Annotated in this window: 11 protein-coding genes and 1 tRNA gene; 7 read left to right on the top strand and 5 right to left on the bottom strand. The window is 46.1% G+C overall.

Annotated elements, in window-relative coordinates; genetic code table 11:
- Nucleotides 1–7 precede the first annotated feature (7 nt).
- Nucleotides 8–505, bottom strand: a complete 498-nt coding sequence (locus AB1S56_RS24185; RefSeq protein WP_340873497.1) for a DUF2569 domain-containing protein — start codon at nt 503–505, stop codon at nt 8–10.
- 279 nt (nt 506–784) lie between these two features.
- On the opposite strand from AB1S56_RS24185, the gene AB1S56_RS24180 reads away from it, so the two are divergent.
- Both AB1S56_RS24180 and AB1S56_RS24175 read left to right on the top strand, forming a co-directional pair.
- Nucleotides 785–2,122, top strand: a complete 1,338-nt coding sequence (locus AB1S56_RS24180) for an IS1380 family transposase (protein ID WP_367903407.1) — start codon at nt 785–787, stop codon at nt 2,120–2,122.
- Between the two features lie 345 nt (nt 2,123–2,467).
- A complete protein-coding gene (locus AB1S56_RS24175) occupies nt 2,468–5,092 on the top strand; it encodes an S-layer homology domain-containing protein (protein ID WP_340872495.1) in 2,625 nt (874 codons plus the stop codon).
- Nucleotides 5,093–5,497: 405 nt separating this feature from the next.
- Here the strand turns inward: AB1S56_RS24175 and AB1S56_RS24170 are convergent, their stop codons facing one another.
- Nucleotides 5,498–5,980: a hypothetical protein gene (locus tag AB1S56_RS24170; RefSeq protein ID WP_340872494.1), complete on the bottom strand. Its 483-nt coding sequence runs from the start codon at nt 5,978–5,980 to the stop codon at nt 5,498–5,500.
- A 209-nt stretch (nt 5,981–6,189) separates the two neighbouring features.
- On the opposite strand from AB1S56_RS24170, the gene AB1S56_RS24165 reads away from it, so the two are divergent.
- The 5 genes from AB1S56_RS24165 (at nt 6,190) to AB1S56_RS24145 (ending at nt 8,778) form a co-directional block, all read left to right on the top strand.
- Entirely contained in the window at nt 6,190–6,603 is a 414-nt protein-coding gene (locus AB1S56_RS24165; protein ID WP_340872492.1) for a hypothetical protein, read from the top strand.
- Between the two features lie 183 nt (nt 6,604–6,786).
- The gene (locus AB1S56_RS24160; protein WP_340872491.1) at nt 6,787–7,041 is read left to right on the top strand and encodes a hypothetical protein; all 255 of its coding nucleotides are present in this window, start codon (nt 6,787–6,789) and stop codon (nt 7,039–7,041) included.
- Between the two features lie 110 nt (nt 7,042–7,151).
- Nucleotides 7,152–7,361 (top strand): hypothetical protein, encoded by a 210-nt coding sequence (locus tag AB1S56_RS24155; protein WP_340872489.1) that lies wholly within the window; start codon nt 7,152–7,154, stop codon nt 7,359–7,361.
- Between the two features lie 276 nt (nt 7,362–7,637).
- Nucleotides 7,638–7,733, top strand: a complete 96-nt coding sequence (locus AB1S56_RS24150) for a putative holin-like toxin (RefSeq protein ID WP_219930283.1) — start codon at nt 7,638–7,640, stop codon at nt 7,731–7,733.
- Nucleotides 7,734–8,043: 310 nt separating this feature from the next.
- The gene (locus tag AB1S56_RS24145; protein ID WP_340872486.1) at nt 8,044–8,778 is read left to right on the top strand and encodes a class I SAM-dependent methyltransferase; all 735 of its coding nucleotides are present in this window, start codon (nt 8,044–8,046) and stop codon (nt 8,776–8,778) included.
- 36 nt (nt 8,779–8,814) lie between these two features.
- Here AB1S56_RS24145 and AB1S56_RS24140 read toward each other — a convergent pair whose 3' ends face one another.
- The 3 genes from AB1S56_RS24140 to AB1S56_RS24130 form a co-directional block, all read right to left on the bottom strand.
- Nucleotides 8,815–9,171: a glyoxalase superfamily protein gene (locus AB1S56_RS24140; RefSeq protein ID WP_340872485.1), complete on the bottom strand. Its 357-nt coding sequence runs from the start codon at nt 9,169–9,171 to the stop codon at nt 8,815–8,817.
- A gap of 89 nt (nt 9,172–9,260) precedes the next feature.
- A tRNA-Arg gene (locus AB1S56_RS24135) sits at nt 9,261–9,337 on the bottom strand.
- A gap of 68 nt (nt 9,338–9,405) precedes the next feature.
- Complete coding sequence (locus AB1S56_RS24130) at nt 9,406–12,480, bottom strand: ATP-binding protein (protein ID WP_340872484.1); 3,075 nt, start codon at nt 12,478–12,480, stop codon at nt 9,406–9,408.
- Nucleotides 12,481–12,725: the final 245 nt, after the last annotated feature.

Genomic DNA, 12,725 nt, shown 5'->3' with positions numbered 1-12,725 from the left:
CAGCCTCCTATCTCACAAATGTATTGGCGACCCGCTCAGACTTCAGAAAATATGGAATCCAGATCGCGCAGGTCAGGGCGTTGCGGATGACATCGGCATACAGATTGCCTTGGGAGACCAGGCCAATCGCATTCTGGATCGTAACAACCAGAGCTGTGTCAATAATAGTGACGACCAGATTAACCGCGTACAAAATAATAAATAGTCGGGGTGTGACCGCCTTCCTTCTGTAGAAGCACACCAGCAGAACGGCAATAAACGCCAGTGACGCGATACAGAATATCGTCTCGAACACAATGAGCGGCTTCCACAGCTGATGGTACATATCCGAGCCGGGCATGGTGAGGGTATTCCACACGTCGGGGCTGTAGGAGGGGATGATATTGACGAACAGGAGCACAAGCCCGCTGAGCACGGACCCCCACAATCCGATCTGTACCACAATAAGCCAGCCGCCTAGTCCGTAGACGCCCAGCGGCCGTTCAAGCTTGCTTCCTTCCTGCATAGAGGTTTCCAGAACAAACACTTCCTTTGTTGAGAGACATTTCCTTCAAATATATCATTGGAGGGCATATGTGTATAGCTTATGTCTGTATCCTTCTTCCGATATATTCCTATGAGTCTTATGAGCATGACTATTAGCTCAGGTTCTGGTTGGTTTCTGGGACCTGAATCCGTGATACATAGTTCATAAAAACCCAGATATTTAAAGGAAAATGCATCTCTGAAGTCGAAAATTAAAGATAATCGCTTGTTTTCTACTTTCACCAACGAGGTGCTGAATATGAAGATCCAATTCACCCAATCTAAGGAAATCCTCTTAACAACGCATGCAGGCTTGGCTGCGGTCGGTGCGCTGCTTTCCCATACACAGTTGTCTCAGCGTCTTAATCGCTCAGCCGTTAAAGGAATGGAGAATCCGATCCACGGGAACGGCGAAGTCATGAAAAGCTATCTTGGTCTGCTCTGCCAAGGTAAAAGCGATTTCGACCACATCGAGCCTTTTCGCAAAGATACGGTGTTTCAAACATGCCTAGGTATTCGCAAAGTGCCTTCAAGCCCTACGCTCCGTCAGCGACTGGATGCCGCTGCACAAACAATAGATGCCAATTGGAATGACATTCTGTTGCAGGAATCTGCCGACCTCATCCGAAACCTCAATGCCCCGGTAACTGGACTTGACGCAGGCGAGCATACGGTCATACCGCTGGACATTGACGTTTCGCCGTTCGATAACTCCGGCACCAAAAAAGAAGGTGTCTCCCTCACGTACAAAGGAACATTTGGATATGCCCCCATCTTTGCCTATTTGGGCCGAGAAGGGTATGGCGTAAATCTTCAATTGCGTGAAGGTAGTACACACAGCCAGAAAGATGGTGCTGATTTCCTTCGGGAAACGATTCATTACGCTCGTCGCATTACAAGTGATCGTCTACTCGTCCGTATGGATTCTGCTCACGATAGTCTTGAAAACTTGCAAGTTTGCCACGCGGAGAAAGAGGTTGACTACATCATTAAAGTCAATCTTCGCGGCGCTTCCAAAGAAAGCTGGCTGCGAGTAGCCGAAGACAAAGGGATATCTTGTGAGCAACGCCCTGGGAAGACCACCTACATCGGCGCGATTACATTTCCACAGAAAGACTTCGATTGTAACCTGCGTCAAGTGTTCCAAGTCATCGTGCGTACGATCGATCGGGATGGGCAGGTGCTCATGTTTCCAGATGTGGAAGTGAACGTTTACTGGACATCTCTGACTTGCTCGCCATGGCGTGTCATTGAGCTTTATCGCGATCATGGCACAAGCGAGCAATTTCATAGTGAGCTTAAGACCGATCTAGATTTGGAGCGATTGCCGGCAGGCAAGTTCGATACGAATGAGCTAGTCCTGCACGCTGGCGTATTCGCCTATAACCTGCTTCGCATCATGGGACAAGAAAGCTTACGTCAAGATGATGCACCGATTCGTGGAGGCGTCGGGCGCCGTCGTATCCGAACTGTCATTCAGAACATCATCTACATCGCAGCTAGAGTCAGCCGCCATGCCCGACAAACGTCCTTCAATTTCGGCCGTTACAGTCCATGGTTCCAAACCGTTCGTCGAATCTACCAGGCATTTGCCTGATTATTGTGAATGAAACGCAAGCACAGCCACCAGTCGCCTCCCCCCTGTAAAAAAGGAGGTTTATTTCGCATGCCTTGCTTCCTGTGAAAAGCGCTTCTTGTTTGAATCCGAAGATGGGAATGTTGTAAGATACACAATCTTCTACGCCTGTTTTCCAAAATACGGACTGCCTAGGAGGTAGGGGACCTAAGCTGTCACGGATTCAGGTGGGAGAGTAGATGGTAATATCCGAAAAAAATAGTCGAAATGTATCAGATTATGTATTATAATCTATCAGGAATATTTCATATAGCGGAGGATAATAATGGATCCTCTGCTGCTCTAGAATAGGAGGAATTCACACACATGCTGGGAATAACAAAAAGAAGATTGAGTTTGCTCACGTCAATCATGTTGTTGTGGAGCATGCTCAGCGCCGCAGGCGCAGCAGCACAAGCGGCTGGCGATGATCTGGAAGGTCATTGGGCGGAAGCGAGCATGCGCGCTTGGGTGGACAATGGATTGCTGAAGGGCTATGAGGATGGCACCTATCGGCCGAATCAAGTGGTGACGCGTGTTGAGCTCGTCACGCTGATTAACCGTGCTTTCGGGCTTACGGACAGCGGAGTCAGCACGTTCTCCGATGTTAAAGCTGGAGAGTGGGCCTTTGAGCAGATAGGTATAGGTGTTAAGGCCGGATACATAAAGGGTTACGAGGATGGCACATTTCAGCCAAAACGGCAAGTGACTCGTGAAGAAGCGTCTTATATGATTACATCTCTGCTTCAGCTCGGGGATTCATCGTTGGATGCTCTGCTATCATTCCAGGACGCTCATACGCTTACGCAGTCCGGTAAGCAAGCAATGGCGAATTTAGTGAATGCGGGTATATTAAATGGTCTATCCGATGGATCGCTGAGCCCAAAAGGCGGGCTGACAAGGGCACAAGCCGTTACCGTGTTGGATTCAGCTCTTGCCATTATTAACCCGACGACTGTGTTTGATGAGCCGGGCATTTATGGATTGGAATTCGGACATGGAACGATTAGAGGCGATGTCGTCATTTCGGCTGCAGGCGTGACGCTGCAGAATGTAACCATCACAGGCAACTTGACTGTTACAGCCGAGGTAGGCGAGGGTGATGTATATTTTAAAGGCATTGTGGTAGAAGGAGAATCCCTCATTCAAGGAGGAGGACCGAACTCTATTCACTTTGAGGACTCCGTGCTGGTACGCATATCCGTGGATAAGCGTGACGGCTCTGTACGTCTGGTCGTCGCAGGTCAATCCTCAATTGATTATGTTGTCGTGAAGTCGCCTGTTAAGCTCGAGGAGTCATTTGTAACAGATAGTGGTATTGCAAACGTTGAGCTCTCCGACGCATTGCCTGCAGGCTCCCAAGTCGAGCTTCTAGGTCAATACGAGAATGTGGATGTGCTCTCATCCAATATTAAAGTGAAGATTCCAAGCGGATCCATCAGCAACTTGAATGTTCAGTCTGGCGCAGCCAGCAACAATATTGAGGTGAGCAAAGAAGCTTCTATTCTGAAGCTTGTGCTAGATTCTGTTGCAAAGATGATTGGGGAAGGCAAGATTGAGAACGCCGTTGTGAATGAAGGAGCAAAAGGCTCCGAATTTGCGAAGCAGCCAAACAAAGTAGACGACTCCGGTGTGGTCGCTCCAACGCCAACGCCAATTACTCAGGCGCCGGGTCCTGTTGATACGCCGGCATCAACACCAACACCAACACCAACGACTCCTCCATGTACGAGCGACGCGTGCAAGGTGTCGACGTTAGAGGACATTGTTTTTGGTGACTATATCTTAAATCATAAGACCTCAAACAATGAACCATCCACAGCAACAGGATTTAGTGCTGATGTGTTCGATTATCATGTAATTAACAGCGTATCTGAGGCCGAGGCTGTGGAGCTCACCATTTCGCTTGAGCCGCATACAAGTGCGTACTATTCGGTATGGCATGGTACGGCTCTTTCAGAGCGGGGCGCTTATGGGAGTGTGGGCAGCAGTTCTATTCCAGTTACGTTAAATCCTAAAGAAGATATAAGAATCAATATTAGCGTCACAAGCGGAGATGGTCTAAGGCATAAATACTACAATCTGTATGTTCATTATCCGAGAAGCATTCAGGAAGGCTTTAAACTCAATAAAATAAACCAATATAACGCTGGAACCGGCCAGTGGGGTCAACAATACAACCTTCAAGCACAAATGATTAATGCTGATCCATTATTGAATACGGATGTCATCCATGTCTATGAACTCGAGGATGGAGCATCGTCCATTGAGCAAGGGGCAGCTCCAATCTCGAACGCAAGTCCTAACGGAAGCTACAAGACAGCATATATTGATACACAATATTTTACAGAGCAAACAGGCCGCTTCTACATTCAAGTGGTTAGAAATGGTACAGTATTGCACGAGGGGCCGTACGAGTACAACATGGCTCCTGTAATGCGCATCACAGAGGACATCGGTTATACCATTGAGCCTCTTACGACACAAGAATTAATTGATAAATTCACTAGCAATCCGAATTCCACATTGCCATTTAGTCATGGTGTAGAAAGATATTGGGACCATGCGAAGCTGCTGCAAGCCGTTCCTAATGCCAAATATTATTCCACTGGTGGTACGGAGATACTGAATCAAGTGACATCCTCCTTACCGTCCGCCCTTATTCAAGATCAAGTGAAATCGGGCACTACACCAGAGGGTTTTATGTCATCGTCATTTGGAGCTATTCGTGAAATTCCTAGTCATGCTCAGGGAAAAATATATGTTGGAGGGGAGTACTCACAACAATCAGAGAATGGACCGAAAACGGTTTATGATCGGTTAAGCTATGTCGTACTCTATGACGAGGATCTCGACGTTATTGGTTACGTTGTTATTCCAACACAATTCACAGCGGGACATGTAGCTGAGGGATACACACCAGTAAACACATGGCAGCCTCAGCCTGAATAAGGGATCTTATGCAGGAAAGACAGCATCCGAAGCTTTAAGGAGCTGTCTTTCTTTTTTCGAATCGGCAATGTCTCACGCACTACAGGCGGGTTTCCTGTTGTTTTTTCTTCTTGGATCAATGCAACAGAATCATGATTAGTACAATACTCATTGTGCACAAGCCACATAGACCCGCATAAATAGTGCTACCGATCAACTGGGCCAGTCCATCCGATTCGGCGGAAAACCATATCAACGTACAGATAACAAATAGGACAATATTGAGAAGAGTAGACAGAAGTATGGACTTGGCCATGCTGAACCGGGTATAAAACTCGGCTGAAGTGAAGAACAAGATGATCAACCATACAACAGCTGGAGCTATAAAAATCAGCATCGGACACGCTCCCAACCTACTTATTTATGCTAGTCAATATCTTGTATTTTCCACACACCATTGTTTTCTTTACTTTTCAAAAGCACATAAGTTTTGTTGTGTTGATCGCCGTCCATTCGATATTCTTGTACACTTACTACGGCTTGGTACACATTTTTGTGTTCTTGGATGTTTATTTCACTTGTCAATTTCAATTTCGTAATTTTGTAAAGAGGGAATGATTGTAAAGGACTATCCTCATAGATTAATTTGCTGTATTCACTTTCATTATCTTCCCATAAGTATTGGACTCTTAAATTAATTAAATTAACGATCTCCAGTGCTTCACCTTGGAATTCTTCAACTATATACGAAGGTTCAATTGGTTCTGTAGGTTGAGATGTACTTGTCATACTTGCTGTTGGAGTACTGCGACCGGTTTCAGTCATAGTCGGTTGTTCAGCTTGAGGTAGATGGCTGCATGCTGTCAAAAATAATAGTAATAATAACGAGCTTGAAATGATATTTTTCATACATGTACCTGCTTTCATGGAGGACTAAAAAGCCACCTTTATCGGTCAAGCATTCTCTCCCTATAGTACCATTACCTGCCAACTATTGCCAATCGCGAATATAGTTGGAAATGTCCAATTGATTTAGTATTATGGAGAGGTGCGTAAATAAAGAGTTATGTGAAATACCTGAAAATCCATTTAAATTAATTTACAAAGAGGTTAGAGATATGAAAACCATTCAAATCATTAAATGTGATGAGGGCCTGATAATATTAACACTTTATTCTGATATGAATGATACAGAAAAGAAGAACTACTATGAGACAATTGATGCTGCAGAAATAGAAATCAAAAGTGGAAATTATTCAGTTTCAGGTATTCTTTGGATCTCAATTGAAGATATTAGATTGTTCTATTTAGAATTAATAGAGGCACATAAAAGATGTAAGGGAGTAGCTAAATTAAATAATTCTGAAGGAACATTAGAATTGAATATTGAGTATAAAACCAGAGGATATATAGAAGTAAAGGGAACTTTTAGAGAGAGACATGATAAGGACAATGAATTAACGTTTAATATTGAATCGGATCAAACCTATTTGAATGAACTTGTAAAAAATTTAAATAAGATTTTTGATTGATATTCCTAGAAGTCAGGTACTTCACATAACACCATATTCACGCATCGGGCTAACGCCCTCGGTCCGGCAGGAGATATTGGCAGAGGGGCTGTACCAGCCGGACACATTCGACATTCGTCGGACGTCGTGAATACAAAGAACGTTATCGGAAATCGGGGAAAGACGAGTTAAAGGAGCTTGTTCATGGGGATGAACTTTACGGCTTATTTAAGCCATAACCTAAATGAAAAAGATATAACAACCTTATGTAATGAATTAAATTCTTCAGGCCAAGAGCGATTTCCTAGAACAAAGATGTTTATTAAAGATCTTCAAAGTAATAATACTCGAGATATTAGGAAGGAATGGCTTGTTAGTCATGATGAACTTGGAGGAACAATAGAACTCGATGGCCCATGTGGACTTCATTTACATTTTCAGAGAGAGTGTGTTTTATAGATCATTATACAAGATGGTTAACATTTATACTTAATGATCTGGAATATGATTTTCAGAAATCTCTTCGAAGTATCTCCTATGAAATAATGATATATACAGGAGCTCGTTTTGTGATATATGTTCCGGATAGTGGAGCAATAGAGTCAGGGATTATGGATTTTATCTGGAATGATGAGAATAAGGATATTGAATTTATTAAGGATTGGCTATTAACAAGATGTGGACCACCAAATAGAATAATTAAAGACATTTATCAACAATCTAAAGATAGTTGGACTTCGAAGGGATACTACATAGATGATTTTAAGGATTTTGAATGAGAATTGGAAGGAGCCCCGACATCCTATAACACCATATTCACTCATCGGGCATTAGCCCTCGGACCCAGAAATAAATTCGAAGATGTGGTTGCTGTGGACACACCTGGCATTTGACAGGCGTCGTGAATATACGAAACGTTAGACGAAATTAACGAGTTTAAGATCATTAAAAAAACCGAACATTTGTTCTTCATTTTGAGTGGTAGATGATGGTATAATAGGAAGGACAATTGAATCTTGGGTGGGCATGGTTTCCCTTCGAAAGGAGGTGAGGCCATGGAGGTTAAGGATGCGCTAACGATCATGTTTCTGTTTGGATCGTTTATCCTTGCACTTTTAACATACATTAATTCTAACAACAAGAGAAAGTAAAAACCCACCCCAAGGTTAGCGCCATAGGTGGGTTTTTTTCCTGATTCACTCAGAAGGGAAATCCCATCCAAGCCAATTGTTGAGCCGAGTGTTAGCAGCACTCGGCTTCTTTATAGGTATGATAACACAATTGGAAAAAGAAGTGAACTTTAAATAATGGTTATTGACATGTAAATACAATAAGAAAATGAACGAAAATCAAACATATATAAAAGCGAATATGGGCATTTGCGTTATAATATGGTGCAATGGGAAAGACAAATGAATCATACAAGTTCGGAATAAGAACCATGACAGGAGTGCAGGATTGATGAAGCAAAACAAGTATGATGATGTGAATTTTTATTCAGCGTATAAAAAAATGCCCCGCTCAGTGAAAGGCTTAGAGGCCGCAGGGGAATGGCATGTGCTGCAAGCCTTATTGCCAGAGTTGCAAAACAAGAGTGTTCTGGATTTGGGCTGCGGTTTTGGATGGCATTGCCGGTATGCTCGGGAGCAGCAAGCAAGTTCAGTGGTCGGAGTAGATTTATCCGAAAGAATGCTTCAAAAAGCTCGTGAGCTGACGGACGACCCTATGATTACTTTTATTAAAATGCCGATTGAAGACATTCATTTCACAGAAGCGCAATTTGACGTGGTGATCAGTTCATTAGCCTTTCATTATATCGAGTCTTTTGAAGCCATCTGCCATAAGGTATATACTTGCCTGAAAGCTAAAGGGGCATTTGTATTTTCCGTTGAACATCCCATTTTTACTTGCCGAGCCGAACAAGATTGGTATTACGATGATTACAATAATCGGCTGCACTGGGCGGTCGACTCCTACCAGAATGAGGGGGTTCGTGAAACATCATTTCTAGTGGACAACGTGATTAAATATCACCGAACATTATCAACGTACATAAATCATTTAATCGACGCTGGCTTCAGCATTAGAGCGGTGAAGGAACCTGTTCCTTCAGAGGAAATGCTGCACAACATTCCTGAAATGAAGGATGAATGGCGAAGGCCCATGTTTCTGATGATATCAGCCGAAAAGTCCTGAGCCTCACCTTCAGAAGCGCTAGCGATCGCGTTGCGGTTATAGACGTGTACAAATTCGTAATTGATTTCCATCAGGATCAGTGATTGTCATCATGCGAAGTCCTTCAAGATCTTCGTGGGGAGGCTCAATGACAAGGATCTCGTGTTTGCTCAATAATTCGTTGTACCAGCTATCCACATGGGGGACGAATAAATGGATTAATCCACCGACCTGACAGTCTCCAGCATGCTCCGTCAAATAAATAGTCATGTGATCTTTGGTGATTTGAACAAAAACAGGGAAATTCGGTTCAAATCGATGTTCCCAGTCCACATGGAAGCCCAATCCCTCCACATAGAACGACTTACTTCTTTCATAATCCGTTATGCGAAATGCAGGGATTACTTTTTGCAATTTTGTAGGCCTCCCCATTTCTCCAACCAGTGTACAAATAAACCCGCTATTCGTAAGAAATAGCGGGTCAATGTGTCGAAGTATAAGTATGGCGCGCCCGATACGATTCGAACGTACGACCTGCAGTTTAGGAAACTGTCGCTCTATCCTGCTGAGCTACGGGCGCGCAACGATATACATTATAGCATCGATGCTTTTCGTGAAGCAACTCCTCTGCAGCAATAGCGAAACAGTCTAATAAGGATCAATCGCCTCACGCCGCATCGGAATGATAAAGGAGACGGTCGTGCCTTCGCCAGGCTTGCTTGCGATTCGCAGCCCCTGTCCGTAGATTTGCTTCAGTCGTCGATTCGTATTGTATAGGCCGACGCTGCCCTGGCCTGCGGAAGGGACCAGCAGTAGGGAATGAAGCTTCTCTGCTGGAATGCCAGCTCCATTATCACGAACCTCAATAAGCGCACAGCCTTCCTCCACCGTTATTCGGATGGTGACGGTGCCGCCTTTGGCGCGGCTGACAGCACCATGCTTGACGGCATTCTCGACCAGTGGCTGGATGGTCAGCGGGGGAATGAGCAGCTGCAGGTCCCGATCCGCATCCCACACAATAGACAGCCTGTCCTCAAACCGTTCCTTCTCTATATACAGATAAGCATCAACAAGCTCCAGCTCCTGGGATAGCCGCACAAGCTTGCCCGCGCTGATGAATTGATAGCTGATTCGCAGGTAGGAGGTGAAGGCCTCGCCCAGCTTGTTCATTCGCTCCAGGTCCACGCTGCTTAGCGCCAGAATGGAATTCAGGGCGTTGAAGAGGAAATGCGGCTGAATCTGGGCCTGCAACGACGCGGCCTCCATACGCAAGCCTTCGTCAACGGATTTCTTCAGCATGGTCAGCGACCAGATGCGATATTGAAGCTCTAAGGCGTCGACCGGCTTCGTTACATAATCGTTAGCTCCGGAGGAGAAGCCGGTGTATGTGTCCGTCAGCTGGCTGCGTGCGGTTAGCAGCAGGACGGGCAGCTCGGACATCGAGAACCGCTCTCTAATGCGCTTGGTCAGCTCATAGCCGGACATGCCCGGCATCATGACATCCGTAATTACCAGATCCCACTGCTCCTCATCGAGCATCGCTATAGCTTCGTCGCCTGAAGCGGCCGTGCGAAGTCGAATCGTCTCATCTGTCAGGATAGTCGTCAGCACATTCAGATTAACGGGGTCATCATCGACGGCCAGTATGGTCGTTATGCCTTGCTTATTCAGCGACAGCATAGGATGCAGTACTGAAGGATAAAGACTGCTGGCCACCTCTGTATTTCCTGTATATTGGGAAGAGTAGCCCTCTTCAAGACCGTCCCCTAAACTCGTTACGATGTCATTGGAATGTGACGCAGCGTCCAGGTTCTGAAGCTGCGAGGCGTCGGCCAGAGGCAATTGGAAGGTAAAGCTGGACCCGCGTCCTGGCTCAGAGCGCACAGTCAGCTCGCCGCCGTGCAGCTCGACCAGCTGCTTGCATATGCTAAGGCCTAGTCCAACTCCGCTGCCATTCTCTATGCCGATTGCTCCTTGCTCGTAGGGCTTGAATATACGAGACATCGTGTCCTTCTCCATCCCGACGCCGGTGTCGGCGACCTCAATGACGAGATGCTGCGATTGCACCTCGGCCCGGATAACAATGACGCCTTGCTCTGTGAATTTGATGGCATTGTGCAGCAGATTGTATATTACTTGAATGATTCTCTGCTCATCCGCCCATACCGGCGGCGTCTCTTCCTGTATATTCATCTCCAGCCGAACAGGCCGGCCCCTTAGCATGAAGTCCAGCATGCCTATGACCCCAAGCGCCACCGACTGCATCTGCAGAGGTTTTCTGTCCAGCCTGATCCGTCCATCCTGCAAGCGGGCGGCATCCAGCAGGTCGTCGAGCATACGCGACATACGGCTGCTTAACCTAATGAGAAGCTCCAAATCGGGGCCCCCTGAGCCGCCCTGTGATTCCTGGCCTCTGCGCGCCGCTGCCAACGCAATATTCATGATGCCATGCAGAGGCGTTCGCAGCTCATGAGAGGTGTTGGCAAGAAATTGATCCTTCCTGCGATCGGATTCCCTCAGCCGTTCATTCAGCTCATCCCGTTCCTTGGCATTGCGGAAGAAGCGCTTGAATCCATAAGCCGAGAAACCGACCATAGCCGCTAAAATATCAATGGGATAAAACTGAGTATCATAGGTATAAGTTTTGAAAAATATGCCGCCAAGCGCGCTAGCGATAATACTGGATAGCGCAAATAGAATATATAGCGCATCGGCTACATTCCGCTTGATCATGAGAATAATCATAACGAGACTCCATCCCAGCGGCAGCAGATAAAAGAAAGTAAAGATATGAACGCTAAACGTGTAATGGACAAGTGTAACAGGCACAACCAGAATAAAGCCGGTATAGCAGCTGAGAGCGACAGTAAAGGCCCGGAACGGGCGGGCGCTGCTGTGGGAAGCGGGTCCCGCAAATGATCTCATCAGCTTCAGGTTGAAATAAGACATCCACATGTAGGAAATCAGCCGTATCTTCATATCCCATGTGTAATTTAATGACAGCCACAGCTGGAGCAGCCTCTCATGATCCGAGATGACAAACATCGCAGCAAACAGCAGCAGGAGGAAGAAGGTGAGGAAGGGGCCCTGCTTGCCACTAAACATAAATAATAGAAAGGCGTAGAGAGCGTGGAGGAGAAATACGAAGAATACAACGAACTGAAAGCCAATGGAATAGAAGTGCTCCGTATCCACCGCGGCTTGCGATCCGAAGCGAACAGGTCCAATTAGACCGCCGTTTGACGGGTTGTCGTAATTGGCTGCTTGGATGAGCAGCTCGATTTCCTGAACACCGTTGCCGATGTAATCCGCCGTATAGGCTTTGACCTTCGGGCGGTAATCCTCAGCCCGTTCCGCAGGAAGACCAAAGAGCGCCGAACGCTCTCCATTCACCTCTACAAGGGAGGAGGTCTCGATTCGGTGGAACCAAAACACATAGGGCTGATGCAAGGGCTGATCGACCAGAATGCGAAGCCGGTAGGTTCCATAGCCGAAGGCGGGTTTCTCCTGCCCGTTTGATGGACTCCCCCAGCTGCCGGGAACCTGCAGGTATTGAGCAGAGACCGGAGACGGCAGCGCTGCAAGAGTGGCCTGGGTAAACAGCGCATTAGGGTAAAATTCCCATTCGCCATGCAGCGTAATCGTTCGCGAATGCTGGAAGTCCCAGCCGCGGAGGTCAATGACGCCTCCCACGGCCTGAGGCTGATCAGGAATCTTATTCATATCATTCCACACCCAGCGCAGCGTAAGCGACAAAGAGAGGAACAGAAGACAAAACAGCAGGTGCTTGACTATATGCTTAGTTGGATTGTTCATCATAAGAGACTAGATTCGACATTCTGGAGGATTTGTCCTGTTGCAGCAGTCGGTTTGCGCGACAGAATAGGCCACTTTTTTCACTTTTCGACAAAAAAATAACAAAAGTTAATTGAATCTTCCTTTTCGATCAGATAGGATGGAAGGAAATA

The organism is Paenibacillus sp. PL2-23, from assembly GCF_040834005.1.
GTDB lineage: Bacteria > Bacillota > Bacilli > Paenibacillales > Paenibacillaceae > Pristimantibacillus.
This window is presented reverse-complemented; position numbering and strand designations above follow the sequence as displayed.